This is a genomic window from Bradyrhizobium sp. Pa8, from assembly GCF_052588265.1.
The window spans coordinates 1208725-1235377 of the sequence record NZ_CP176767.1; the positions used below are offsets into that span (position 1 = coordinate 1208725).

The window sequence follows — 26653 nt, forward strand, 5'->3', positions numbered from 1 at the left end:
TGGCGCCGACGCAAATCCGACTTATCCCATTATGTGCGGATAGCCGGCTACCGCGTTTCACAATTTTGGCCAATCATCTGGCTTGTAGAGTGGTTCCTGCCGCTACTTTGGCTTCAAACGGCCTTTCATATCCGTTCGGCGTAGGTCACAGAGTCACCGCCTTAGCAGCCCGGGGTCCTCTTTGTAGCTTTTCGCCAAGCGCACTGGCGATAGGACCTCGCGTTTGCCAATTGCGCTTTCCATGCCTTGTTCCATCGAATGGATTCTTCGCGGCACTCCGTGCTGCGTGCGTTGTTGTCGTCGCTATGCTTAGCTCGCTTGGATGTGCTAACAGGGTGAGCGGTATGGATAAGCGTCGAGTGCGGCGGCGACAGCCCGAATCAGAAGACGGTGCTCCTCTCTCACGCGGATAAATCCATTCTCGATGTTCACGATTCCATCTTCGGCGAGCCTCGCCAAGCGTTCCGCTGAATCAAGAAAAGGAAACGGATCAAATCCGTGGGCGGCACAGATTGCCGGCACGTCGGCTTCCAGATCGCTCATCAGCCGCTCGATGATTGCTCCTCGAACGCGGTCTTCGTGGGTGAGACGGCAGCCCTTGATGTCGCGAGTCGGCCAGCTCTGATGTGCCGGCTGTAGGAACCCGTTGCAACTTCGTTTTGGACGTAACCATCGCCCAGACGGCCAATGGCCGACGTGCCGAAGCCAATCAAGGTTCTACAGGTGTCTGCCGAGTAGCCCAAGGAATTACGCCGCAGGCGACCGGCCTGCTGCGCCAGGGCGAGCTCGTCCTGGGCAAAGCAAAATGGTCGAGTCCGACTGTGCGGTAGCCGGCGGCGGCCAGCGTATCGGCCACGGCCGCCGCCTGTTCGGCGCGGGCAGCGTATCTGGCAGCGCTTTCTCGTTGATAAGGCGCTGATTTTTCTTAAATGACGGAATGTGCGCGTAGCCGAAAACCGCGAGCCGGTCGGGGCGTATCGCTGCCGCGATTGTCGCGGTGCGTATGCATGACTGCACTGTCTGCTTTGGAAGGCCGTAAATGAGATCGAAGTTGATGCGGCGTATTCCATGCTGGTGCAATTTTTCAACGGCCGCCGCCGTTTGCGCAAGAGTCTGGGCCCGGTTTATCTCTCTTTGAACGACGGGATCGAAGCTCTGCACGCCGAGGCTCGCGCGGTTCACGCCGGCTGCTCTTAAAGCCTCGGCCATCTCCGCGGTGAATGTGCGCGGGCCGATCTCGACGGCAACGCTAGTCGATTTCCTGAATGCGAAGCGCCGCCGCAAGAGTTTCATCAAGTCCAAAAACTCCGTTGGCTTGATGAGGGTCGGCGATCCGCCGCCAAAATGTATGTCGCTCACGAGCAACCCTTGCGGCACTTGCTCCGTGACCAAACGGATCTCCTCACGCAGCACCGCCAAATAGTTGAGAATGGGCGCATCCCGCTGAGTCATCTTCGTTGGAAAGCCACAATACCAGCAAATCGAGCGGCAGAACGGAACGTGGAGATAGAGCGAGACTGGCTCCTCGGCTGACATTCGCCTCAGCCATTGCTCACAAGCTTCGGGACCGACCGCGGCAGAGAACTGGGGTACAGTTGGATAGATGGTGTACCAAGGCAGGCGGGCATCAAAATACTTGTTCAAGATTGAGGTCTGCAACGGTTGTTATCCCCTGCTTATATCAGCATCGCCCTGCTCTGGATCGACGGAGCATGAATCAATGCGGCCTTACCGGCTCTTCCGATGGAGCGATCTAGACAGCTTCATCCGCATGATATGAGAGTGGCTCTCTATCGTCGTCCCGGCCGTGAGCGTGTGGCCGCCTTACGCCGCTTACGGCCCCAATTGAAAAGAACGATGGAATCATCGGAATCATCAGAGCTCTGGGTCTTCCAGGCTATTGCTGATGGGCAGCAGCCGGATTTGGGCCGAGCGAACAATCTATGCGCAGAGGCCAATTTACGTGCCCCGCTCCCAAGCGTCATACCAGCCATGACACAAGCGAAAATCGAGCACCCAGTCAACGGTTTGAGAGACTGCAATTCGAGTCATGCAGTCCACAGACTCGACGCAATCTTGATATGCGTCGGAGATGCGACAGCGCCATTTGGCGGAGCCGTGACAATCGTTGATGCATAGTTCAATAAATTCGCGCGATTGATGTGCCTTCTCGACCTCTGCAGCAGAGATGCGTGGCACGGGCTGGCCGCTGGATGGCGAGTACCCGTCGGTGCTGCCCGAGGCCTCCTCAGGTGTCCGGATGAGGTAGTCAACGACATCATAATCCGATCTACCGGAGTCGTTGCTGAAGTGAACCTTCGTCTTGACTTGCAATCGATCACTCCCGCGGAGCGTCAAATTTGCCCTTCTTGCTGAGGACCTATACCTCCATTCAACGTCTAGGCTTCCGTTGTCTGCCTCGGCACTCTGCGTCAGCGAGATGCCCCAATGGCAGTCGGTCGGACGACATTTGCTCCATGCATGAACCAGGGCTACGTCGAACTGCTGATCGATAAAAATGTGTGTGATAATACCCGTGTTCGGAGTCTCATTGGACACACTTTCCGGCAAAGTCGGCGATTGTCGGGCCTCCGAGATCGCGCGGCACCGGAGTTTTCGCGTTGGCGTGCTCGCCAAATACTGGGTTGAGAAGCGCGAGCGTAAGCAGCGTGACCGCGAATAATCGCGACATCTTCTTTGTCCTGTTAGTTTGACATTCAAGAAGTTGGCAACAACCATGCCAGCCAGCTGGATTGGGAAATGGGTGGGTTTGGAGCAGATCTCGTGTGCCAAGCTCAGCGGTGCCTCGTCGTAAGTCCGACAATCGAGTGCACCAGCAGACGCGCGTGTTAAGCACCATACCCGTCGTCTTTGGATGCGAGCGCGAGCTTGATCGTTGCAGAGGAGGTCGCCGATGGCATGACCGACCCATGCGTTGACCAGGTCAAACTGCGCAACTATGTTGCCGCCCGAAAGGCTTCGCAATGCCGGTTGTTGACCTCGTGTCGATCACGCCCCAAACACGTTGGCAACGGCGTACCTCTTTTTTCCAGCGAGACGTTGAGATAGCGAATGCCCACCGCTCGCCTTTTGCGCCCGGGGGCGGCGCCTCTGCGGGCCGAAATCCCGACAAATTGAGAGCTTGGCAATGGTCGCCGCCGCGGCGTCACGGCAGGTATCACCGACGTTGGCTGAGAAGGAAGGGTTGCAAGGCTAATGTGCCGTTCTCTTTTGAAATACCCTGGACATCATCGTCCAACAGTAAGGTTTTGCGATCGGAACTTTCGGTTCGCAAAAGAGAAGCGCCACAATCCGATGCCAACCAAAAAGCGCTTCCACCAATGCGAGTAGAACGATAGGTCGCTATGACCTTAGGCCAAGACGGCGCAGTCTATAGTCGAGTTTCGGTCTGCTGATCTTCAAAAGGCGCGCGGCGGCCGATACGTTGCCGTCTGCTTGGACCAGCGCCGCGCGATAGGCGGCGACTTCCATTTCTGCAAACGACCCGTCCGTCAACGATGCGCCTCCATTGACCGAGGCAGTGTTTTTGTCTTGCACTGAAGCTGGATCCACTCCAACTAACGGCGTGCGTCCCAGTCGTCCCTCACTTGTGAGCTGGATTGAGAATGGCGGTAGCAGCTCCGAGCCACTGAACAGATGACCGATATCTATGATGCTGCCGTCGGCGGCATAGACGACGCCGCGCTCGATCAGGTTCTGCAGTTCGCGGATGTTGCCGGGATAATCGTATTTGAGCAGCGCGTCGGTGGCGCGGCGACTGAAGCCCATCAGCTGCCGGGCGTGGCGCGCGCAATAGATGCCGAGGAAATGCGCCATCAAGAGCGGGATATCGTCGCGCCGCTCCCGCAGTGGCGGGATCGCAATCGGAAACACGCAGAGCCGGAAATACAGATCCTGCCGGAAGCGGCCGGCCGCGACCTCGGCGGTCAGATCAACGTTCGATGCCGCCACCACACGGACGTCGAGCGAGATGGTCTTCGCGCCGCCGACCCGTTCGATCTTTCGCTCCTGCAGCGCCCGTAGCATCTTGCCCTGGGCCGAATAGGTCAGTGACGCGATCTCGTCGAGAAACAACGTGCCCCCCGAGGCGCGTTCGAAGTAGCCGGCGCGCGAGGAGATGGCGCCGGTGTAGGCGCCTTTCTCTACGCCGAATAATTCGGACTCGACAAGTTGCTCCGGGATAGCCGCGCAGTTGATCGCTACGAACGGACCGCTACTGCGCCGGCTCATGGCGTGCAACTTGCTGGAGAACAGCTCCTTGCCGACGCCGGATTCGCCGACGAAGAGCACGGTGGCATCGGTCGCCGCGACGCGTTCGAGCTGGCGGCGGGTGCGGACGAACGCGGCCGAGACGCCGACCGCGACCGTACTGTCATCGCCCGCGGCGGCCGGGCTTTGGTCTGCCGCGACCGGGACCTTGCCGATCGCTTGCACCGAGCGGCTCTTCCATTCCAACCCGAAATAGTTGCGCTCCGGCGCGTCGTCGCCCCATGCATCGGCGTGTTGGCCGACCACAACGCAGCGTGGCGCACCCATGGCGGCGCATTCAACCTCGCGGAAGATGACGGGCCAGCCGCACAGCTTGGTGGTGTAGCCGGAGGGATAGCCGACCTGAAGCCAGCAGACCGGTTCGCTGGCGAGGCCATAGCTCGCAAGGTGCTCGGCGGCTTCCGAGGAGTCCTCCCACAGGAATTCGCCAAAATACGTGCATTTGTCGCTGTCAAATTCGAAATGTCGCGTCGTCACCTTGACGAAGCCCTCCAGTGTATGCACGCGCGGCCCGGCCGCGAGCGCGTGAGTGAGGTCCTCGTTCGGAAAGCGCTTCTGGATCAACTCGGCATCGCGCATGCCCTGCATGTAACCCACGCGCATGAATAGCGCCTTCGCGGTCTCGACCCCGAAGGCGTCGATGATCTCGGTGCGCAAGCGCCCGAGCACCTGCGACTGCATCAGCACCATGCGCTGGTCGTTGAGCCAGATGCGGCCATCACCGAGCGCGAAATGCAGCGACTCGGCGAGATCGTTGAAGGTCGGCGCGGCGCCGGTCTCGAGTTCGCTGCTGGCACCGCGGGTGAGAATCCGCGCGGCCCGGCGGGATGCCTCCGCCAGTGAAATCCGGGTTTCATCCTTCCTCATGAAGCGCCTTCGTATTCATGAAATCACAAATAGATCGATGGGAGTTTCATTATTTCATGAATTCGGGGCGATGGAAGGCCTTTGCGGGGGTCCCGCGCTGTGTACGGCGATACGAGAACTAAGTAACTGCTCAGATTAGGTAATTTAACGAATTCATCGTTCGGCCGGAGTTGCCCGGATTGGCTGGCACCAACCTTGCTAATTGCTGAGCCGTTCGCGGGAGGAAGCGAGGCAAGAGGACCGGTTTACGGTCTCGAACCAGAAGTGCGGCGCGCCATCAGCCCGCCGCGCGCGAGGGCAACGGCTTTGCCCTCTTTCTCCCCGGCAAGCCGCGGTCGCAACGGCCGCACCGTCAATTGTTCCGCGCGAAGCGGAGGGGAGAATCTATCGATGAATATGCAGGCGCGCGATTTCATTGCCGTCGACCGCTGGCGCGGCAAGGCGTTCTTGGGCGAATGGAGCGTCACCGACGGCGGCGTCATGGACATCAGTGACCCGGCGACGCGCGCGGTGCTCGGTTCGGTCGGCATCGCCGATCCGAAGGACATCGCGAAAGCCGCGCGCGAGGCGCGCCAGGCCCAGCCCGCATGGGCGTTGAGGCTCCCGCAGGAGCGTGCAGCAATCCTCAACAAGGCGGCCGATCTGCTCGAGCAGAACGCCGAAGAGCTGATCGGCTGGATCATGCGCGAGAGCGGTTCGATCCAGCCCAAGGCTGCGATCGAGATCGAGCACGGTGCAGGCTTCGTGCGGCATGCGGCGGCGATCGCGATCGAGCCGAACGGCATCATGCTGCCGTCGATGGAGCACGGGCGATCCAACACAGCCAAACGCGTGCCCCATGGCGTGGTCGGCGTGATCTCGCCGTTCAATTTCCCGCTGGTGCTCTCCATCCGCGCCATCGCCGCGGCGCTCGCAGTGGGTAACGCCGTCGTCCACAAGCCCGATCCCCGCACGGCGGTATCAGGCGGGATTATCGTCGCGCGCATCTTCGAGGATGCGGGACTGCCCAAAGGAGTGCTGCAGGTCGTGCCGGGCGGGGCTGCGGCAGGTGAGGCGATGTGCGCCGATCCCAACATCGCGATGATCTCCTTCACAGGCTCGGCGGAAGGCGGCAGCAAGGTCGGCGAGGTTGCAGGTCGTCATCTCAAGAAGGTGCAACTCGAACTAGGCGGCAAGAATTCACTGATCGTGCTCGACGATGCCGATGTCGACGTCGCGGCCTCCAATGCCGCCTGGGGTGCATTTCTGCATCAGGGACAGATCTGCATGTCCACTGGCCTCGTGCTGGCGCATGCCGACATCGCCGATGCGCTGGCGACTAAGATCGCCGAGAAGGCGCGACATCTGCCCGCCGGCGATCCGTCGTCCGGGCAGGTTGCGCTTGGCCCCATCATCAGCGACGCACAGGTGGCGAAGATCCAAGCGATCGTCGACGATGCGGTGGCGAACGGCGCGCACCTGCTGGCTGGCGGTGGCCACGACGGGCGATATTACCAGGCGACCGTGCTGGTCGGCGTGAAGCCAGGCATGCGCGCGTTCGAGGAGGAGATTTTTGGCCCCGTCGCCTGCCTCGTCAGTTTCGCCAGCGACGATGAAGCGGTCGAGTTCGCCAACCGCTCCGACTATGGCCTCGCCGCCGGCGTGATTTCCGGTTCAATCGCGCGGGCGCGCGCCGTGGGCGGTCGCCTTGCAGTCGGCCAGCTCCATATCAACGACCAAACGGTCAATGGCGGGCCGTTCGCGCCGTTCGGCGGGCGCGGCCGTTCCGGCAATGGCAGCCGGATCAGCGGTCCGGCGATCTGGGAAGAGTTCACGCAGTGGATGTGGACCTCGGAGAAGCCGCAGGCGACGCCGTATCCGTTTTGAACCGCTTCGTAACACCGCACAGCTTCCGGCACTTGCCTGCCGGAAGCCCTGCGCCTCAAACCGCCTGACCTATGGAGATTAGGGATGAAGATTCGTGCCGCCGTGGCCCGCGAAACGGGCGCGCCGCTCAAGCTTGAAACGATCGACCTCGAAGCCCCGCGCCCCGACGAGATCCTCGTCAAGGTCAAGGCCACGGGCGTCTGTCACACCGATCTCGTCGTCCGCGACGGCATGCTGCCGACGCCGCTGCCGGTCGTGCTCGGCCACGAAGGCGCTGGCGTCGTCGAAGCGGTCGGGGCTGAGATCACCAAGGTGAAGCCCGGCGACCACGTGGTGATGACCTTCAATTCCTGTGGCGCGTGTCCAAGCTGCCAGGATCATGCTGCGAGCTACTGCCATGAATTCTTCCCGCGCAACTTCTTCGCCGCGCGCGCGGATGGATCGAGCGCGCTGTCGGCGGACGGCGCTCGTATAAACGGCAATTTCTTTGGCCAGTCGTCGTTCGCAACCCATGCGCTTTGCCACGAGGTCAATGTGGTGAAGGTCACCTCCGACGTCCCGCTCGAACTGCTCGGGCCGCTCGCCTGCGGCGTGCAGACCGGCGCCGGCGCGGTGATGAATGCGCTGAAGGTTTCCGCCGGAAAATCCTTCGCAGTGTTCGGATCCGGATCGGTCGGATTGTCGGCGCTGATGGCAGCGCACGTGGTAGGTGCCACCACCATCATTGCGGTCGATATCAACCCTGCGAGGCTCGAGATCGCCAGATCGCTTGGGGCCACACATGCGATCGATCCGCGCCAAACCAATCCGGTCGAGGCGATCATGCGGATCACAGGCACGGGCCTGAATTTCGCGCTCGACACGACCGGCCTGCCTGCGGTGATCCGTAACGCCGTGGAGAGCCTTGGCCCGCGCGGCGCCTGCGGCATTCTCGGCGCGTCCGGGCCGGATGCGGAGATCGTGCTCAACGAGACGCATTTCATGAGCGCCGGTCGCCGCCTGATCGGCATCGTCGAGGGCGACTCCGATCCCGCCGTCTTCATTCCGATGCTGATCGATCTCTACCGAAGCGGCCGTTTTCCGTTCGACAAGCTCGTCAGGTTCTACACTCTCGATGAGATCAACACTGCGATCCACGATTCCGAGATCGGCACTGTGATCAAACCGATCGTGCGCATGAACTGAACGAAAGGTCATTCGTAGCGAGCAAGGGCCGGGCCTGGCACCTCGTCCGCCTTCAAGAAAAGATGGCAACAGACCGATCCACCGCATGCCACCCACCATCGAAAAAGGAGAAAACATGTCCAAGCAGCAGCTCGCAGCGATCCTACAGATGAGCGCGCAATTCCCGCCGCCGGCCAATGGCAGCCCGGCGGAGATGCGCGCCTGGTTCGAGGCGATCAACGCCCAGACGCCGATCCCGGATGGCGCGATGATCGAGCGGGTATCGTCGGGCCCTGTCGGTGGCGACCTGATCCGCTATCCCCACTCGAACGACAAGTGCTTGATGATCCATTTTCACGGCGGCGGCTTCCTCTTCGGCTCGTCACGCTCGCACCGCGTCGTTGCCGCCAATCTCGCGCGAGCGTCCGGCGTCGCCGTCCTCGCTGCGGACTATCGGCTCGCGCCCGAACATCCGGCGCCCGCCGCTCATGACAATGCGCTCGCCGTATACAAATGGGCGCTGGAGCAGGGCTTCGCGCCATCCGCGATTTGCCTGTCCGGCGACTCGGCGGGCGGTAACCTCACGATATCGACCGCGATGCGTGCGCGCGACGAAGGGCTGCCCATTCCGGGTGCGCTGGTTGTGATGTCGCCGGCACTCGACTTCACCGGCCAGAGCGCCTCGTTCCGCACCGTCACCGACGCCCCACTGCTCACCCCGAAATTGGTCGAGCTGTTCAAGCACGTCTATTTCGGCGCCAGCGTTCCCACGTCGCCTTATCTTGCGCCGCTGAATGGTGATCTGTCGGAGCTGCCGGCGACCTTGATTCACGTCGGGTCGTGGGAGCTGCTGCGCGATGACAGCCTGCAACTCGCTGAACGACTCCGCCAGGCGGGCGTCTTCGCAGAGCTGAAGGTCTGGGACGGCATGTGCCACTCCTGGCAACTGTTTGCGCCGATGCTCGACGAAGGCATGGCCTCGATCGAACAGGTGGCGGCCTTCGCGCGAGCGCGCCTTGTTCATTGATCCCTCAAGGCGTTCGCCGGATTTGGGATGTCAGGAGCGCCTCGAGAGACGTCAGTTCAATAGTTGCCCGAGCGGCTCATGTTTCGGGAAGCCGAGCAATAAATATCCTCCCGTTTCCGACTGCCTGTCGCGATCCCTCGACCAGTTCGCTCGTGCGTCTGACGGCTTCGCGACCGAAATTCTGTCCGACTTCATGAAGGCCTGGATCGATCCGATGGGGCGTTTGGACTGTCCGGGACACCTTCGAGGCAACGGCACAAGCAGCCTTCGATGAAGCCTGCGGCCAACTGGCCGAATACATCGTCAGGCGACGGCAGAGCTGACAATGCCACAGCCAATCATACGCCGACGTATGAGCCTGGAGCAGCTCACCAGAGGCTATGAAGACCTTCCGGCCGAACTGCGCGCCAATCCGATAGGCGCATCCTTCGCACTTGCGTCCGGGGGTCTGCGCGCTTTTTTTGATCTGGAATGAGCCGAACGCCACATTATCTCCGACGACTATAAGCGCGGCTTCATGTCGATCGACGAATCCCGAGTCGAGCGTCAGGAAATCACGTTTTTCGGGGGCATGGACCTCGCGGCGCTCATCCATAATTTGCAGAGCGACCCGGCTTCGACGAATGCATGACCCGCATGCGGGACGGCGATATCGAAGGTACCTACGTCGGGCTCGATTTCGGCCGGATGCTGCATCTGAACCAAGTGCCGTTTCGGTTCGTGGTGCCTCAGGGGATCGCAAGGCGCGACTACGATATCGAAATTCTTTATCCGAACGGCCTGATCGCGGCGGCCGACGCCAAATCTAAAATCGAGGGCACCTCCATTGGCGAAAATACGATCAGGAACACGCTTCTCAAGGCACGCAGGCAGTTCCCCGACGACATGCCTGGAATTGTGTTTGTAAAAATCCCGCCACCATGGGCTTCCGCTCCCGAGAACGTTCTTCTCACAGTGAGCTGTGCACGGGAATTTCTTCGAGGCACGCGACGCGTGGTTTCCGTTAAATTCTATTTGTCACCCATCATCATTGGGCCGGATTTTCTCCGGCACAATCACGTCTGCAAGGAAATATCGAATCCGATCGCCGATTTTGGCAACGACAAGGACTGGGATATTTTCGGCAAGTTCCATCTGCCGCCAGAATTCAACGGAATGCCGCCTCACTGGCAGCGGATCATTGTTTTCCCGATGACAAACTAGCTGGAGCGCGTCCGGCCGCGCCGTGACCGGGCTCTACGCCATCCGCACGCGCGGGTGTCACCGAGCCCCGCAAGTGCGGGTCTCGGCCAGAAGTAACGATCCCTCGCGCAAGATCTTTGGATAGCCTATGGCTGGCTTCATTTCATTAAATGCTTCAGAGCCTGCGGCCCGAAGCCCGGTCGCAGGGAGGACGACTCGCAAATCGTTGCCGAGAGTGATGCGACGGTGAGGGACGGGCGTCTTTCGTCCCTCGCACGTCTTCGCAAGCTCTTCCTGCCTGCTCAGTGCCCGCTTGGCTTTGTCCAGCCAGGGCTGGAGCAGCTTTCGGTGATGGAGAGGAAGAGCAGTGACGGGCGGGTTTGAGCCCGCCGGATCAAGAGAGAGCGCCGGGGGCTCGACCCGCAACTGCTCTCCTCAGGTCCCCCTCGATATGTTCAAGCTATCAGATTCTCCTGCGGCCGCTGCCGCCTTCGGCATCTCCTCGCTCGCCATAGCCTCTTCCATTTTTCGTGAGTTGCGGCTTCTACTGCTCAGCCTTGAGCGCGCCCTCCGCATCGGCGCGAAGATTTTGGGTGGCGCCATGGAAGAGGGCTTTCGTGCCACTGGCGGTGCCGGCGCCTCGGATCGGAAAACCGCCCATGGCGCCTGTGAGGCCGCAACGGGCTTGTTTCGTCGCGGCTGGCTCCTTGGCGATGGGACGGACACCGGCAAGGACCACCAGGTTGCCGGCATCCTGCTTGACGATTGGCTGAAGGGGCGGCGGCGCGGCGTCTCGATCACCATGCAGGACAAACGCATCGAGGATGCGCAGCGAGAATTGTCGGCGCGAAGCATCGAGCGGCTGCGCGTCACGCCGCTCTCGCGCTTCCGCCAGCGCACGCCGATCCGGTTCGACGAAGGCATCCTTTCTACGACCTATGCCACGCTGTGCACCGACGAGCGTGGTGAGAGGCTTTCACGCGTCAGGCAAATCGCACGATGGTTGGGCGCTGATTTCGACGGAGCGATTGTTTTCGACGAATCCCATGCCATGCAGAATGCCCTCAGTGGGAAAGGCGAGCGCTGCGACCAGACGCCGTCGCAGGGGCGGGCGGGCCTGTGGCTCCTACATGTCCCACCGAAGGCTCGCGTGGTGGCCTACGTATCGGTAACCGGCGCGACGACCGTTCATAACATTGCTTATGCCCAATGTCTTGGACAGTGGGGTGGTGCGGATTTCCCCTTCGCCACGCGAGCTGAATTCGTCGAGGCGATGGAGCAGGGCGGTGTCGTTGCCATGGAAGTCCTGGCGCGTGACCTCAAGCCGCTTGGACTCTATGCGGCCCGCTCGCTCTCATACAAGAGTGTCGAATATGAGCTGGTCGAGCACAGTCTCACTCCCGAGCAGATCCGCATCTACGACACTTGTGCGGGCGGGTTCGGCAACATCAATAGCAACCTCGACGCGGCGATGCAGGCTGCCAACATCGCCGGTGACACTGGAACGCTGTACGCCCAGGCGAAATTCGTCGCGCGCTCGGCCTTCACCGACAGCACGATCCACATCGTGCCGGGCCTGCCGCTGCCGATCTGGAAGCAGCTTCCGAGCGAACCGACGCGCATCTCTCGGCTTCAAACCGATGCCGGCGAGCGCTGCATAGGGAGCATGGTTTCACCAGCCTGGCTCATAGGCACGCTCGCAGCCGACGTGCCGGCGATCACGGCTGGCGCGATGATTGCCGCCCTTATGGACCGGCGGACCCTTTTCGAGCTCGCAGGGGGCTTTCAGCTCCGCCGCGTACGCGTGATGGGTGCTAGCCGCATTGAACTCTCCGCGCTCAACGACGCGATGCGGGGCTGCCTCAAGGCTTGCCGCTTCTTCCACGAAAACATCTCCTGGAAGCTACGCATGTTCATCCCCGCAGATACGACCGCACATGGGATCCTCGTCAGGACGCCGGAAGGCCATCCGCTCGAGCGCGAGGCGGCGTGATGGGACGCCAGCTTTCCGAACTGGCACACCGTCTCGCGCGCGAGGCCGAGGCGGTGTGCCGCTTCTATCTCTCCAACGGCCGTCGCCAAGGCCGCTACTGGATGGTTGGTGATGCCCGCAACGCACCGGGACGCTCGATGTTCGTGCGGCTGATCGCCTCCCCCAAGGGACCAGCTGGCAAATGGACTGACGCGGCAACGGGGGAGCATGGCGACCTGCTCGATATCATCCGCGAAAGCTGCGGGCTTGTTGAGTTCCGTGACGTCGCCAAAGAGGCACGGCGATTTCTCAACTTGCCTCGCTCGGACCCCGCCCCGTCCTCTAAGGTCGCTAACAATGGAGCACTGGCCGGCTTGCCCGAGGCGGCCGTGCGCCTCTTCGCCATGTCGCAGCCGCTCGCCGGAACTCTGGCCGAGGCCTATTTGCAGGCTCGGGGCATTGCACCTTTGCGCGTTGATGGTGAGCTGCGCTTCCACCCGCGCTGCTACTATCGATCCGATGAGGACGCCGAAACAGAGATCTGGCCGGCATTGATCGCTCGTGTCACTGATCTCAACGGTCGGATCACTGGCGTGCATCGAACCTGGCTTGATCCTGACGGCTTCGATCGCGTGCGCCTTGGAAAAGCGCCAATCGACACCCCGCGACGTGCCATGGGTGACCTTCTCGGTCATGCTGTCCGATTCGGGACCGCCGATGACGTACTTGCGGCGGGAGAGGGCGTCGAGACGATGCTCTCGCTTGGCTGCGCAGCTCCGAGGATGCCACTGGCTGCGGCGCTTTCCGCAAACCATCTTGCCGTCCTGCAGCTTCCGCTGACGCTACGCCGGCTCTATATTGCACGCGACGACGATCCGGCCGGCGATCTCGCGGTAGCGGCCCTGACCGAGCGCGCAGTCGAGGCCGGTATCGAGGCGATTGCCTTATCGCCTCGGCTTTCAGACTTCAACGAGGACCTACAAACGTTCGGCCTCGGTGAACTCCGCTCAGCCTTGCAGCTCCAGTTTACGCCGCAGGATGTCGCGCGCTTCATTTGCCCCGATGGCGACCAAGGCCGGCTAGATGCGATCTCACGCTGACGCCTGTCACTCCCAACGGTCGACTTTCCAACGCCGCCTTAAAGGCCAACGGGATTGAAATCGCTAGGAGGACCCAAAACCAAGCCGAAGCATCGAGCAAGCCATCTTCTGAAAGGATCTGCTGCCTGCGTAGCGACGAGCCGGCCCGGGGCTCAACCGATGCTCTCCTTTCCGGCCGAGTTGCCCCAAATAGGTGCCGCTCATGGCCTCGGTCACCACTCATTAATCCAGATCCGCATTTCGCCTTCGCCACGGTTGGCCCAGCTGAACCACGGAATGAATGTCAAGCGCTGCGATTGCCGCTGTCCAGGCGCTTTGTCGTAGTGATAAAGCGGTGCTTCCTCAGAGAGCGCGTGCTGCAAACGAAAGCCCTCAGCCTGCAGCAAAATCTTGCGGGCAAAGAGGCCCTTGCCTTCAACAATCGAAAACCGGCTCTCTGCATCCAGCCAAACATTATGCAGATCCGGGCCGTTGTCGGCTTCTTCCAGACAATAAATCAGGGGGCCACGCTGAATAGCCACTTTGCCGGCCAAGTGGCGAAGTTGTGGATGACCATACACGCGGCGTGCTTTCATGGGCAGCTGCAACTTGAAGCGATCGCCCTGCCGCCACGTGCGGTGAATGTGCAAATAGCCTTTGCGCGACTCGCAGTTGACAGGCTCACCATTCAGTCTGGCCTCAGGCTTGCTGCACCATTCCGGCAGTCGCAGCGCGAGCGTGTGGGTGATTGGCTGCTCCGATTCCACGGCAATCTCCACCTGGTCCTCCCAGGGATAGTTCCCGCTCATGCGCAGTCGCAGCGTATGCTCTCCGACCGGTAATGCCACGCTGTTGCCAACGTAGAGATTGACATAGAGCGCGTCGGAGCGTGGCGTGTAGATGTAATGACCAATTGATGTGAAAATGCGCGCGATGTTCGGCGGACAGCAGGCGCAGCCGAACCAGCGCTGTCGCACCGGCGAGACATGACTGTAGATGCGATTGGACCGCAACGTTTTGGGATGAACTTCGAGTGGATTGGCGTAGAAAAAATGGCGTCCATCCAACGCGATACTGCCCAGAACAGTGTTATAGAGCGCGCGCTCCATCACATCGGCATAGCGACTGTCCGCCTCCATCTCCAGCATCCGGCGGGCGAACATCATCAGACCAATCGACGCGCAGCTTTCCGCGTACACAGTATCGTTCGGCAGATCGTAGTCGCTGCTGAACGCTTCGCCGGCGCTTTGCGAACCAATGCCGCCGGTGATATAGATTTTCCGCTCCATGCTTTGCCATAGCCGCAGGCAAGCCTGGCGATGCTGCTCGTTCTGAAGCAGACGCGCCAGATGGGCAACCCCAGTCATGAGGTATGCAAAGCGAACCGCGTGACCTGTTGCAGTCCGCTGCTCCGCGACCGGCAGGTGCGCCTGGCTATAGGCTTTATCTTTGACCATCCAGGGCGCGACGTGTGATTTCCGGCGACGGGATCGCTTCTCATATTCTATGTCATAGAAGTGCGGCTCCGTGCCGCGTTGCTCTACGAAATAATTCGCTAGTGTAAGATATCGCTGCTCCTGCGTCGTTTCGTAGAGGCGCGTCAACGCAAGTTCGATTTCTGGATGGCCATCATAGCCGTGCAACTGATACTGCTCCGGACCAAAAACCACGGCGATGTGGTCAGCAAGCCTGCAAGCGACCTCCAGCAGGCGCCGTTTGCCAGTCGCCTGAAAGAAAGCGACGCCCGCTTCAATCAAATGGCCGGCGCAGTAAAGCTCGTGGCACTCGCTTAAATTGCTCCAGCGCTCCCCAGGCGCCTTGACCGTGAAATAAGTGTTCAGATAGCCGTCGCCGCACTGGGCGGCCGCAATTAGTTCAATCAGGTCGTCGGCGGTTCTCTCCAGTACTGGATTAGATGTTTGACACAGCGACCAGGCAACCGCTTCCAGCCATTTCGCCACGTCACTGTCCTGAAAAACCGTGCCGTAGAACTCGCCCTTTATTCGGTTGGCGGCGATCCGGAGGTTTTTTATCGCATGGCTCGGTGTGACTTCGGGAATACGGTCGTTCAGCGCCTCCCACTGATGAGGAATCGTCACTTCCCTCACCAATTTCTGACATTGTCCAATGAGCGGATCCGTGATCCGTAAGTCATAGAGATTGACTTCCGTAACCGTCGGCCGATTCATCTCGCTCTCCTTCGTGTTGGGTGCACGGGCCCATGTTCACGAAAGCCTGCGCCATATCTCATTGTTGGGATTGCGGGTACGTATTGGCAGCCCAGCATGTCCTGCCCGCTGTGGTCAGCTCATGCGTCTTTCACGTGCTTCCAAACCCCGGCCTGACGAGCGATTGAAGCATCAATTGGTCATGCAACCTGAACCAGGAGCGGAGAGATAGCTTACCTTCTTCGAATAGAATCGGACATTCCATGACGCTCGACACGAACGGCATTGTCGATCTCCGTACATCGCGCTGACCAGCACGTTCAAGGCAGCAATTTCCGTGCCGGGAATGGGCAGATCGTTGGTCTGCAACAGCACGTCCCCGGTATCCACTAGTCGATCGCGGCTTCAATGTGGAGTCTGCGCACCGCTTTCGGTGCGGATGGATTTTCGCTTTGCGTTGCTGCTACTCCAGTTACGGCGGGGCGTCGCGTCACCTGTCCGGTGGCGCTCTATCCGGCCACCTCCGAGTCCGAGACGATTTCGTTCAACCAGCTCAACCGACAGACCGGCCACCGCATCAAGTAGCTGAAGGTCGACGCCGACGCCGGCGACGAACGAGGACATCGTCAAGGGCTACAGCTGGAGAAGAACCAATTCATCGAGGTGACGAAGCAGGAGCTCGAGGAGATCGCGCTCGGATCGTCGCCGAGCTGGCGCTGCATGATCGGCTGCAGGCAGGCATTTCCGAATTCGCTGACGCATGGGGCCAAGGCAAGACGTGGCATGGGTTCGATGCCTGCGATGTTGACAAGCTGCGTGATGCGTTCGCGCTGGCCCAAGCGATCCTGGACAACAAGCATCTGGAGGTCGACTACCGGACCTTCTCCAGGAAGACGGTGGGCGACAGCAAGGCGCTCGAGCGGGTCGAAGGTGCCGTTGTCCGTCTCCTCGGCGGCATCCTCGATCTTCCGCCCGGCGCCCGGCCACGCGAGGCGCTGAGGGCCATTGGCCTTGAACGCTTCGCGCCTCCGCTCCTGATTGCGGGACGTATCGACTTGGACGGCGCCGATCTCTCGCGGATCTCTTCGGCTTATTTGGGTGTCTCTCCGAATGAGGCAGGTCACATTCGGTTCAGAGAGCCGCCCGCGTACCTTCTCACGATCGAAAACTTCGCGAGCTTCAACCGACACGTCACGGAGGCCGATGACGGTCGGATGGGAACGACGATGTATGTCGGCGGCTATCCGTCGCTCGCCACCCAACAGGAGCTGCGATTGATTGCAAAGATGGTGGGCGAGCACACTCCGGTCTTGCATTGGTCGGACATCGATCCGGACGGGACCTGGATCTTTCATACGATCGAAAGGGGGATCGGGCGCGTCATCCGGCCGCACCTGATGAGCGCGAAGATCGCCGAGCAATTCGGCAAGGTCCCCTTGAAAAAGACCGCTCCGGTGCGATATCCGCCAGATTCAGGCATCGCTGAGCTCGCCGCGTACCTGGTTCAGGATGGTGCCAAAACATTGGAGCAGGAGGAACTGGATCCCATTTTGCCTCAGCTGGCGCCGTGAGGTATTCGCTCAATGAGCGCTCGCGAGAAAAGCGAGTTCAATTTCGCAAAAACGGCCGTCCTCGAGCGCGACGCCGGCACCGCCGCGCTGACGGAGTTTGCATCCCAGGAGGCGGTGCATTGTCGAAACTTCCGAAGTCGCCATTCTCTCACAGGTGCCTGTTGCGTGAGGTGCGCAACTGGCTTGGTCCTGCCTTGCGGGAGTGTGAATAGCACGTGAGAGCGGCTGCGTTCCTGAGAATTGACGCGGCATACCGCGGATGGCAGCGGCAATGCAAGACGCCGAAAAACGTCGATAGAAGCGCGAGCGCGACTAAAATCTGCAAGCTCACGTTGGATATAGAGTTGCAATGATCGCGGATGGGCAATTTATCCTGGATGCAACGCTTGTGGTTAGGTGGCAGTGCTGGCTGTGGAACCTCCTTATGCTAGCGATTTCGAAGGTGCCGCGTCTGATGCCAATTCTCGTATAGAGATCATTCTCCAACGTTGACGTGACGACGTTTGTTTGAACCGTCGTCACGCGACAAGTCACGTCATTTGCGCTTCTTTGTATTCGAGAGCTTCTCGCCTGCGCCCTTGGCCGACTCCCCACCAGCGGACGGCAACTTTGACTTCTCACCGCTTGTGAAAGTGAAGGTATCGGCGCCGGCGCTGATGCCATTCCATGCGACCGGCTCGGCGAGGGAAAGCAGCCAAAGCCCCTGAAACCCGGATGCACCGTTGATCTGCCCGGTCCACACCGTCGTCGAGCCGCAGCCTACGAAGTTCACCGAAAAGCTGATCGCCGTGCCATTATTGGTCTGGGCAAGCCAGCCGGTCATCGCCTGAGGCGCCCCTTCGTCGCAGCTATTGCTTGCGTTATTCGTATAGATGCCGGAAATCGCGCCTGTGCTCTGGTCGTAGTTGTCGACCGCCAGAGTTGAGCCGTATTGGTTAGTCCAGGTCCAGATGGACTGCGCCGCCTTTGCCGGTGCCACCAATAACAGCCCTACGCAGGCTAACCCCATCCATTTCGTCATTTTCGAGTTTGCGTCAGACATTTCCAAACTCCGTGTTGCTCCCAAAGGATGCTCCTCACATATATAGATGCAAGCGAGACAAGTTAAACGGGTAATGCTATCTGGTAGCGCTATCAGGTTGAAATATTTCGATCCTGTATGTTAGGAAAGGCAATCTGTTGTGATTCACAACAGCGCGCGTCATGGCCGGATTGTTTTGCCGATGCTGTCTGCAGATTCTGCGTCATCATTTGCAGAAAAGTTGTGCGCCCACGACCGGGACCGCGCTCTATGATTTGCGGTCATCGAGTCTTCTCTCGCCTTTTCGGGGAACAAGGATTTTCGATTTCGAAGTCAATCCACTTTTGAGATCCGTTACATGCCCGGTTTGGATGTAGGAGCGATCATGCTTGGCTCGATGAGTAAGCCCCGACTTGCCCATCGTGAAGCAGGATCTAGTCCAAAGGCGGCGCGACACGCTTTGATGCATGGATGGATCTGACATATATGGTGTCTAGATGTACGTGGTCATTCGCAAATACACCAAGGTTCGTTCGGTTGTAGATGCTGCTCGTCGCGCCAGGAGCGGCGTCGGTCAGATCCTAAGGGAGTCGCACGGGTTCAGATCATATTATGTATTGGATGGGGCGGAAGGCACCTGTGTTGCCGTGATGATTTTTGAGGATCGCGAAAGTGCCAGTGCGGCTAGCAAAAAGCTCTCGGAGTTTGTTCAAGAAAGCCTGCATGAGCTTCATCTCGGAGACCCCGAAATCATCGCGGGCGAAGTTTTGGTCGATATAGAATCCGATGGGTGACTTTTCGTAAAAGACGACCCGAGAGCTACATGCGCAGATCAGATTGGTTGTTCGTTGGGACGAACATAGATAGAACCCTTTCCTTCAACGGCACAATCAAAATTCCATTTCGTTGACAATGCACCAAACGCGCCTCACGATTGTTGCCGCGCCGCTGGTTGCATTGGGATGGTCGGCATCGACGAGGTGAACCGGCATCCGGTCATCCAAATCCGCTCCTACAAACGTGCCGAGGTCGCCTGAATATGGTTCCAATCCCGGAAACGCTCGGTCTGATCAATTGTAACGTTGGCAGTTGAGCGAGCGCAAATTGCCAGATCTCGCGATAGGATTGATGCACGAAGGCGAGGAGCGATGAATTCGACGAAAAAGTTTCCGGTAGATGCCGTCCGCCAATTGCGAAGATATCTATCCCTGAACCCTCGGTCTGCAGCACGATCTAACGAAAAGGTTTGCTCCAGTGAAAATGCGCTCCACAATTCGCAAAGCCTCGGTATTGTCGATTTCGTATCCCCGAGATCGCCGCGCCGCTGCGAGCTGTAGGCCGCCCCTTTCAACCAGATAGGCAAGAACTCCATGTGAACCTTTATGGCTCCGGAAATATCGTCCAGAGCTTGGCCCATCCGCGACAAGGTTTGCTGCGGTTTGTTTCGTGCCAAAACTTGAGATTAAGCCGCTATACGACAACAGAATTGCGCGCAGCGTTTGTGACGGATGGGAGTGCCGTTCACCTCAACGCAGATGGGAGCCGAGGCCGGCGGTAAGATGACCGGCAATCTTGGGAGCTTTGGCAGTCATTGCGATCTCTGGCTCGGAAAGTCCTCATCGGCTAGACCGAGATTACCATGCTGCGAGAGCGCGCGCTTAATCCTTAGTTCAGCGCCGGCGATCAGGCGGAAGATGCTGTTCAGCAGAGGCCTTTCCGTCTTAGGTGGAAAAGTCATCCATTGCGGAATGAGGCGGTCCCTTCGTGTGTTGCTGCCGAAGCGGAGGAGCTTGATGGTCCTACGGAGTGGCTCTGCGGTTATGTCGGCGCTGCGTTCGGTCATGCGTGCTTTGTTCCAGGCGTCCATGATCGTGACGATAGAGAAGGCCGTTGCATCGGGGTAATCCTTAGGCAAGCATTGTGGATGAAGGTTATTGCTGCAGGTCAGTGCCGGGCGGCAGGTATCGCGCTTCCGCACGGGCGAGTTCGTCGTACCTCAACAGATCGAAGACTTCGTCGAGCGTGGCGACATCTGACTCAATGCTGGCAATGCTTTCCTCAGCGATGATGCGACCGCAGACCTGTCGCATTGCCGATATCGTAGCTCGCATGGAGTGGTTAGCCCAGATCACTGTGGAGATGCGCGCATCGCGATATGCAGAGACCGGTGTTCGATAGTATTTCGTTGGAACGATTACGACGGGCAGTCGGTTCTGCCACGTACTCGCAAACGAAAGGATCTCGTCAGCGGTGCTCTTTCGCGAGTGAATAAGGATCGCATCGGCCCCTGCGGCAGCGTAAGCGCTGGCGCGTAAAAGTGCTTCGTCCATTCCACGGCCGGCGATCAACGCTTCGATTCGAGCCACGAGGACTAGGCCGTCCGCGACCGTGTCTTTCACCGCCCGCAGCCGGCCGGAGAATTCATCGATATCGGCGAGGGGATGACGCGCGCCGACAAACGAGTTCATTTTCGGAAAGCAGCTGTCTTCCAGCGCGACGCCAGCAGCGCCACGTTGATGGAGCTTGCGTGCCAAGAGACGCGCATTGTTGAAATTCCCGAAACCGCCGTCGCCGTCAACAAGAACGGGAAGTTCGGTCGAGTCGACAATGCGCTCGACCACGTCGACGAGCTGGCTCCATGAAGCTTCGTTGGCATCGCGGTAGCCGAGAGAGCAAGCAATCGACAGGCCCGACGCCCAAAGAGCTTTGAAGCCTGCCCGCTTGGCGAGTGCGCCGGAAAGTCCGTCATGCGCTTCCATAAGGAAGGAGAGCTCGTTGCTGGAGCAGACTTGAGCGCGCAGCGAGTCTGCGGGCGACGAGTCAGCGCTTTGATCAGGGCCGTCGGTGAAAGTCGATTGTGGTTGATGTTCCATGTCGAAATCTTTGCAGATGTTGACCAGCCCGACGTTCATCAACCGATTAGGTGACATGTTTCTGTAATCTAAATCAATGACTAGCGTTGGTAGTTGACCTGGGGGCAAGAGCTTTGCATGTCGCGGGACTTGATGCGAGAGTCTCGGCTAAGGCCCGACAATCGTAAGACGTTCGTTGCGTTCGTGGCACAAATTCAAAAAGACGGATGCCTTCACCCAGTCAACGCGTGGATCGCGTTCGCCGCACTGCATCGTTGATCTTGCAATCATCCGCGCGTCCATGGGACCGGGTGACGCGTGCTAAGGGAAGGTCTCGCGCTCTGGGGCCTTTCGGGCTGAAAAACTTCAGGCGCCTTCCGCTGCCACCGCTCTCGGCGAGATAAAGCATAACATCCTCATCCAGCGATTGACCTGAAGCCGAGCAGCAATTCCCCCCTTCTTTTCTTTTGTGAGCCAGCGCGAGAAACTGCGAATATGGCGCGAAATATCCTCGGCCGTTCATTCTCTGATCCGACCGGGACCGGCTCGGGCGCTCCGGCTGCCTCCTTGAAAGCACGAAGGATGGCATTGAGGGGTCTTATTGTCAGGATGGACACGGCGCTTGCCGGTAAGACGAGTCGCCGCGCTCCTCACGATTGCAGCAGACGATTCACAGATGTCGTGAGCGCGATCAACGGTAGGTATGGCATCCAGGTTAGACACGGATTGGTGCTGCGGTGCCCAATCGCCGACTGGCGACGGTGGAAGGCCATCGCTGGGCTATCGAGGACAGCCTTCGAGTGCGGCCTTGAGCACAACGAAACTCGCTCCTGCCTGGCATCGCCATGTCTCACCCGTCACGCTCGCGTTCGCCATGATGGCCGTCATCCGTCATCGGCTTGCTCAAAAAAACGTGGCAGACCGAAGCATCGTTCTTGATGCCTGGTCGATCCAAGAAATCCGCTGGCATCGCCATGAAGCCAACCCTGCGGCGCATCCCGCACGTCCGAATCCACGCCTGGTCATCCAGGCGCAAGGCCGATCAGACCAACGCGCGCAATGCCTATCTCAGGCAAAAGAATGCAGCTTTAGTGCTAAGGGCATCCTTCAGATTTGAAAGGACGATCCTATTGCTCGATCGATCCTTCGGGCACCCTTCCCATTTGGTCTGCACCATTCGTCGGCAGGACCCAAAGTCTATCCTGTGTGTGCTCCAGCGGGCCCGCTATCGCGTCGAAGGCGGCCTTCAAATTGGCATAGGCGGCCTCCTTCAACTCGACGTCGGCGGGATCCGCCTCCGCGTAGGCGGCCGCCGCCTCGGCATAGTTCGGGTACAGGGGCATTTGAGCCTCGTTGGTCCAGCCTAGGCCGAGATATGGGAAGTGATCGGCCGGCAGGGTGATCCGGCTGTCGTCCAGCTTCGCAAGGTAGTCCGCCGCCCAATCGTGGATTGTATAGGCTTCAAGTTTATCCATCATCGACCGCCAGCGCTTCTTACGCTCATCGCACGGCATCTTGGCCGCCTCGGATATCGCGGCCGCGATCTCTTCGGGGCGGTTCGGATCTACGAGCAGTGCTTCATCCTCATCGAAATCTTCAGCCGCACCGGCAAACTTCGATAGAATCAGAACGCCGGGTTCGGCCGGATCTTGTGCAGCAACATATTCTTTCGCCACCAGATTCATGCCGTCCGCCAACGGCGTCACGACACCAACGTGCGCGGCACGGTAAAGACGCGCGAGTGCAGCCTGGCTGAAAGAATCGTTTTTGTAGTGGATCGGATTCCATTCGTCCGTGCCATGCTCGGCATTGACCCGGTCGATCGCTTTCTCGACATCGGCCTTGTACTTCTGATACTCTTCGATGTCGGCGCGGGAGGAGGGTGCGATCTGCAACAGCGAGATGCTGCCCGGCTCGGCCGCCAACACGTGATTGAAAGCTTCGACCCGCTTGTCGATACCCTTGGTATACTCGAGCCGATCGACACCGATCGCAAGCTTGGGGCCCCTTGAGATTCTCCAGCAAGGACGAGATGTTTGCTTCCTCCTCGGCAGGCAGCTCTGCAGCAAGATATTCGGCGAACTTCTTCGGATCGATACTGATTGGAAATTTCTGACATCGCGACTGGCCATGCTCCGAGAGCACAACGCCATCCTTGCTCTCCAACCCGAGATGTGACTGGAGACAGGCAAGGAAATTGTTCACGTCCCGGTTGGTCTGAAATCCGATCAGATCGTACTCCAGCATCGATTTCATCCATTCACGATGATTGGGCTCTCGCTCAATCATGTCAGGCGTCGGCCATGGCGTATGTAGGAAGAAGCCGGTCGGCCGCTCGATGCCGAGCTCATGCAGTTCAGCCCCGAGCGGAATTAAATGATAATCTTGCACCCAGAAGGCGTCGCGATCACGCAAGTCGAACGCCGCGTGCGCATAAATTCATTGATCGCGCGATAGCTTTCGTAGTCGCCTTCCGAGCCCGAGATTCGGTCGGGCAACGAGTGGAGCATCGGCCAAAGCATCGAATTCGAGAACCCTCGGTAATAGACACGATAGTGCCTGGCCGGCAGATCGAGCCTGGCCACATAGCCTTCGCCAATCTTCGCGAGCGACACGGGCCGCTCAGCCCCATCGCTCCGATGGTCCGAGGAGCCCATCCAGACCGCGCCGGAACGTTCCACGACGGGCTCAAGGGCCGCGGCAAGCCCGCCGGTCTGGGGTTTAGTGGGGTCGAAGGGCGCAACGCGGTTCGATATGACGACAAGCTTCATGTCTGATTGTTGGGCTAGCGCATTGCGGTTTACCTCCGGCTGGTCCGAGTCAACAAGACCGGCAGGATCCGCACCGCCTTGCGGCTCCCGTCCTTGTGGTGGCGCGCTCAGGTGCTGGTCGAAGACCGCTTGGTCAATCAGTTCACGTTGCTGAGTAGCGTCTAATGTACTGTCGGGAACCGACGCTGCTGCGTTGAGTGTGTCAGAAATTCGATCCATTCTGTATCTCCGTTTGATACAGCCTCTCAGATTTCTTTGGTTCTCACTTTTTCAGTTAGCAGGAACAGCTTTCTGGAATCTGACGAGTGTTGGAGCCAGTGCCCGCATTGTGTCCTTTTGCCACCTTCATGTGCTCTAGCACCACACGTCGATGCCGGCATCGTCTGAAGCAATCGCTATGAGAGCTGATCTCATCCGCCCCACAACTGGAAGCCGTCGCGCGATTCATGCGTCCGGTCGCGTTTCGAACTCGGTCCAATGCGGACGGCTCGCGATGCTCGTCATGATCGCATCCTGTGAGGTCGCCCTCGCGGATAGAGTCGCCCCCTTGCCTTCTAATGGGCGATCGCACGGCAAGCGGCACGGCCCGGCAATGGCAAAGGTCCGGCTATTTTCCGCCGGCGCGTTCCGCGCCTTTGCATCGCGAAACAAAATAGCCGCGCCTTTGCCATCCTCCGCCTCGCTTCGGCCCTTCGCTTTGCTTCGGGTTCTGGTCCGTTCCGCCCGCCGTCAGATGATCGCCACGAAGGCCGCGGTGGGCGCGGCCGATCCGGCATAGGACCTCACCGATGACAACCGACCACGACGGCCCTCATTTCGAACCCCTCCATGCTTCGTCCCCGACCGATCACGTTCTCGCCGAACTTCAGCTCTTCGGTTTTCGTCCCTCGCAGGACGAGCCAGATCCACGGCCGCTCCCTGAAACCAAGGCGATCACCGGCGCCGTCGCCGACATCTTCGATGCGCTAGTCTCGACGCTCAATGACACGCGTCTGGAGCCAGACCTTGAGGACTTGCTCTGGTCGACCGTGAATGTCTTCCATCGGGCGGCGGACCGCATTGAACGCGAACTCGACGCCAATGAACAGGCGCAGCAGAGAAGCCAACGTGAGCAAAACGGCTCGGAGGTACGATCCGTCGAGCTCGAACGGCTCACCGCCCAGGGCATCACACTCATCGAACGCCGCAACGCCATGGAGCTCTTTCGCGATCAGGCCGGCGAATGTTTCGAAGTTCATACCGGCTTGCCTTGGCGACCGCGCTCCGGGTCCGTCGTCAACCATCGTACCCTCACAGCCGCGATGATCGACAGCCGCGACTTTCTCGCCGCCAGGCGTAGGGCCGAAACCGAAGTGATGCTCCCGCCTGGGCCAAAGATCGCCCTCACCGGCGGGCTCGATTTCAACGACGTCTCGCTCGTCTGGGATCGGCTCGACAAGGCCCACGCAAAACATCCCGATATGGTTCTGCTACACGGCGGCTCGCCGAAAGGCGTCGAATTGATCGCTGCAAAATGGGCTAGCAATCGCAAAGTGCCGCAGATTGCCTTCAGGCCGGACTGGAAGAAACATGCGAAGGCCGCACCATTCAAGCGCAACGACGCGATGCTGGAGGTGATGCCGATCGGAGTCATGCATTTCCCCGGCACAGGCATTCAGGACAACCTCGCCGACAAGGCGAAAAAGCTCGGCATTCCGGTCTGGAAGTTTGGCAAGGACGGCGCGTGAGCGCCGTCTTAGTGGACGCTGAAAGCTATGGCGAAGCAGGTTGAAAGGGCCGATTGTCGCAGTAGGCCTGGTGCATCCGGGGGGCGAGCCGGTGGGCGGTCCTCTTTGTTTCCTCGCAGTTCACTATTTGCGCGGGCAGTGATCCACGGAAGAGCGCTTGCTCCGGTCGCTGCCGTACCGGGAGAATGACGGGGCGCCAAGCCATCCCGGCGATATCTATCAGTTATCTTCCGGCGGCATCTGATTTGGACCGCCTAGCTAGACTTCCCTGTACGAAATAGCGAGGTTTTCGCAGATCGAGGCAAATGCCTTTTTTGCTTCGGCGTCCTCGAAGCAAAAGCGTGCCCCTTGATCTCCACGCTCGAGCGACCAGTCCGCCTTGTGTCCTCGTGAAACGCGGGATGCCTCTTGGCGCAACTGATCCAATAGTCTTCCGTACGCACGCACAATTACACAGTGTTCCATCTGAACGCTCATTGGAGGAAAGCAACACAGGTTAGGCAACACATACCCAGAAGACGCTGCTATGACAAATGCGAATCTGCATCATGCCACCGCCCAATGTTCTTTCGGACAAGATGTTGAAGCCCGGGGCGTGTTTTCCTCGCGCGCCCGGCTTTTTGCGTTGAGTTCCTGCGGCTGCCGATATAACCGAGCAGAAGAACTTCTGCGACGGCTTGTACCAATGTTTTGGTCGAGTGGGCAGCTTTCGATACGCGCCTAGGCTGGGCGAATTCTAAAAGTGCGATTGATTCGCAAGGGCGCGATGCTCGTCGCTTTTTCGCCGTGATGGCCTCCAACTGTCGACTGGAGCTCGGCGAAAGATTATCTGGCCTACCTATTTGCGCTTGCGGCCGGCGCAATCGTGGGCCGTTTGATCAAGTGCGCAATGATCCGCCGTGCCTATGCCGAGATGCGTAAGTCTACGGCGCCGAATGGGGGAACGGATAGGTAACTACTCCCTATCCGGCGAAGGTGAACAGCGGCCGCCAGCTCGCGAGAGCAAATCAGACAATTTGATCGTCGGATTTGGCTCCGGCGCTTATCCGGCAACGCTGTTGACCGGCACCAGGCAGCGGTTTTCCAGATTCAGCTG

17 protein-coding genes and 5 pseudogenes are annotated in these 26653 nt (G+C 59.4%); 11 read left to right on the forward strand and 11 right to left on the reverse strand.

Annotated elements, in window-relative coordinates; translation table 11 throughout:
* Positions 1 to 327: 327 nt before the first annotated feature.
* The 3 genes and pseudogenes from hemN to ACKWRH_RS05630 form a co-directional block, all read right to left on the reverse strand.
* Positions 328 to 1659: pseudogene (gene hemN / locus ACKWRH_RS05620) on the reverse strand (oxygen-independent coproporphyrinogen III oxidase).
* Between the two features lie 300 nt (positions 1660 to 1959).
* Positions 1960 to 2334, reverse strand: a complete 375-nt coding sequence (locus ACKWRH_RS05625; RefSeq protein ID WP_445219652.1) for a hypothetical protein — start codon at positions 2332 to 2334, stop codon at positions 1960 to 1962.
* Between the two features lie 1029 nt (positions 2335 to 3363).
* Entirely contained in the window at positions 3364 to 5157 is a 1794-nt protein-coding gene (locus ACKWRH_RS05630) for a sigma 54-interacting transcriptional regulator (protein ID WP_445219653.1), read from the reverse strand.
* A 390-nt stretch (positions 5158 to 5547) separates the two neighbouring features.
* On the opposite strand from ACKWRH_RS05630, the gene ACKWRH_RS05635 reads away from it, so the two are divergent.
* The 3 genes from ACKWRH_RS05635 to ACKWRH_RS05645 all read left to right on the forward strand — a co-directional run bounded on the left by ACKWRH_RS05635 (position 5548) and on the right by ACKWRH_RS05645 (position 9214).
* Positions 5548 to 7023 carry a benzaldehyde dehydrogenase gene (locus tag ACKWRH_RS05635; RefSeq protein WP_445219654.1) on the forward strand — a complete coding sequence of 492 codons (1476 nt, stop codon included), beginning with the start codon at positions 5548 to 5550 and terminating at the stop codon, positions 7021 to 7023.
* An 84-nt stretch (positions 7024 to 7107) separates the two neighbouring features.
* Positions 7108 to 8208 (forward strand): NAD(P)-dependent alcohol dehydrogenase, encoded by a 1101-nt coding sequence (locus ACKWRH_RS05640; protein WP_445219655.1) that lies wholly within the window; start codon positions 7108 to 7110, stop codon positions 8206 to 8208.
* Between the two features lie 115 nt (positions 8209 to 8323).
* A complete protein-coding gene (locus tag ACKWRH_RS05645; protein ID WP_445219656.1) occupies positions 8324 to 9214 on the forward strand; it encodes an alpha/beta hydrolase in 891 nt (296 codons plus the stop codon).
* 76 nt (positions 9215 to 9290) lie between these two features.
* Here the strand turns inward: ACKWRH_RS05645 and ACKWRH_RS05650 are convergent, their stop codons facing one another.
* Entirely contained in the window at positions 9291 to 9809 is a 519-nt protein-coding gene (locus ACKWRH_RS05650; RefSeq protein WP_445219657.1) for a hypothetical protein, read from the reverse strand.
* 32 nt (positions 9810 to 9841) lie between these two features.
* Between ACKWRH_RS05650 and ACKWRH_RS05655 the strand changes: the two genes are divergently transcribed.
* From ACKWRH_RS05655 to ACKWRH_RS05665, 3 genes and pseudogenes are all read left to right on the forward strand, one after another.
* Positions 9842 to 10417, forward strand: coding sequence for a hypothetical protein (locus ACKWRH_RS05655; protein WP_445219658.1), 576 nt, complete (start codon positions 9842 to 9844; stop codon positions 10415 to 10417).
* Between the two features lie 667 nt (positions 10418 to 11084).
* Positions 11085 to 11942: pseudogene (locus ACKWRH_RS05660) on the forward strand (strawberry notch family protein); the annotation flags it as partial.
* A gap of 446 nt (positions 11943 to 12388) precedes the next feature.
* Positions 12389 to 13468: a DUF7146 domain-containing protein gene (locus tag ACKWRH_RS05665; protein ID WP_445219659.1), complete on the forward strand. Its 1080-nt coding sequence runs from the start codon at positions 12389 to 12391 to the stop codon at positions 13466 to 13468.
* A 212-nt stretch (positions 13469 to 13680) separates the two neighbouring features.
* On the opposite strand, the gene ACKWRH_RS05670 is transcribed toward ACKWRH_RS05665, so the two are convergent.
* Positions 13681 to 15636 (reverse strand): glycoside hydrolase family 127 protein, encoded by a 1956-nt coding sequence (locus ACKWRH_RS05670; protein WP_445219660.1) that lies wholly within the window; start codon positions 15634 to 15636, stop codon positions 13681 to 13683.
* 468 nt (positions 15637 to 16104) lie between these two features.
* Here ACKWRH_RS05670 and ACKWRH_RS05675 point away from each other — a divergent pair.
* Positions 16105 to 16320 (forward strand): annotated as a pseudogene (locus tag ACKWRH_RS05675) (Ku protein); the annotation flags it as partial.
* On the opposite strand, the gene ACKWRH_RS05680 reads toward ACKWRH_RS05675, so the two are convergent.
* Positions 16242 to 16475: a hypothetical protein gene (locus ACKWRH_RS05680; protein ID WP_445222644.1), complete on the reverse strand. Its 234-nt coding sequence runs from the start codon at positions 16473 to 16475 to the stop codon at positions 16242 to 16244. The pseudogene ACKWRH_RS05675 and the gene ACKWRH_RS05680 overlap by 79 nt on opposite strands.
* Positions 16476 to 16511: 36 nt before the next feature.
* Between ACKWRH_RS05680 and ACKWRH_RS05685 the strand changes: the two genes are divergently transcribed.
* Positions 16512 to 17186: a Wadjet anti-phage system protein JetD domain-containing protein gene (locus ACKWRH_RS05685; protein WP_445219661.1), complete on the forward strand. Its 675-nt coding sequence runs from the start codon at positions 16512 to 16514 to the stop codon at positions 17184 to 17186.
* 535 nt (positions 17187 to 17721) lie between these two features.
* On the opposite strand, the gene ACKWRH_RS05690 is transcribed toward ACKWRH_RS05685, so the two are convergent.
* The gene (locus ACKWRH_RS05690) at positions 17722 to 18228 is read right to left on the reverse strand and encodes an avidin/streptavidin family protein (RefSeq protein ID WP_445219662.1); all 507 of its coding nucleotides are present in this window, start codon (positions 18226 to 18228) and stop codon (positions 17722 to 17724) included.
* Between the two features lie 476 nt (positions 18229 to 18704).
* On the opposite strand from ACKWRH_RS05690, the gene ACKWRH_RS05695 reads away from it, so the two are divergent.
* Positions 18705 to 19001: a hypothetical protein gene (locus tag ACKWRH_RS05695; RefSeq protein ID WP_445219663.1), complete on the forward strand. Its 297-nt coding sequence runs from the start codon at positions 18705 to 18707 to the stop codon at positions 18999 to 19001.
* Positions 19002 to 20138: 1137 nt separating this feature from the next.
* Here the strand turns inward: ACKWRH_RS05695 and aepX are convergent.
* The gene (gene aepX / locus ACKWRH_RS05700) at positions 20139 to 20966 is read right to left on the reverse strand and encodes a phosphoenolpyruvate mutase (protein ID WP_445222323.1); all 828 of its coding nucleotides are present in this window, start codon (positions 20964 to 20966) and stop codon (positions 20139 to 20141) included.
* A gap of 845 nt (positions 20967 to 21811) precedes the next feature.
* On the opposite strand from aepX, the pseudogene ACKWRH_RS05705 reads away from it, so the two are divergent.
* Positions 21812 to 21998: pseudogene (locus tag ACKWRH_RS05705) on the forward strand (IS701 family transposase); the annotation flags it as partial.
* 188 nt (positions 21999 to 22186) lie between these two features.
* Here the strand turns inward: ACKWRH_RS05705 and ACKWRH_RS05710 are convergent.
* The 3 genes and pseudogenes from ACKWRH_RS05710 to ACKWRH_RS05720 all read right to left on the reverse strand — a co-directional run bounded on the left by ACKWRH_RS05710 (position 22187) and on the right by ACKWRH_RS05720 (position 24049).
* Entirely contained in the window at positions 22187 to 23212 is a 1026-nt protein-coding gene (locus ACKWRH_RS05710; RefSeq protein WP_445219664.1) for a trehalose-6-phosphate synthase, read from the reverse strand.
* A pseudogene (locus ACKWRH_RS05715) lies at positions 23136 to 23450 on the reverse strand (trehalose-6-phosphate synthase); the annotation flags it as partial. The pseudogene ACKWRH_RS05715 and the gene ACKWRH_RS05710, both read right to left, overlap by 77 nt.
* A complete protein-coding gene (locus tag ACKWRH_RS05720) occupies positions 23432 to 24049 on the reverse strand; it encodes a hypothetical protein (RefSeq protein ID WP_445219665.1) in 618 nt (205 codons plus the stop codon). The gene ACKWRH_RS05720 and the pseudogene ACKWRH_RS05715, both read right to left, overlap by 19 nt.
* A gap of 569 nt (positions 24050 to 24618) precedes the next feature.
* On the opposite strand from ACKWRH_RS05720, the gene ACKWRH_RS05725 reads away from it, so the two are divergent.
* Entirely contained in the window at positions 24619 to 25557 is a 939-nt protein-coding gene (locus ACKWRH_RS05725) for a DUF2493 domain-containing protein (protein ID WP_445219666.1), read from the forward strand.
* Positions 25558 to 26653 lie beyond the last annotated feature (1096 nt).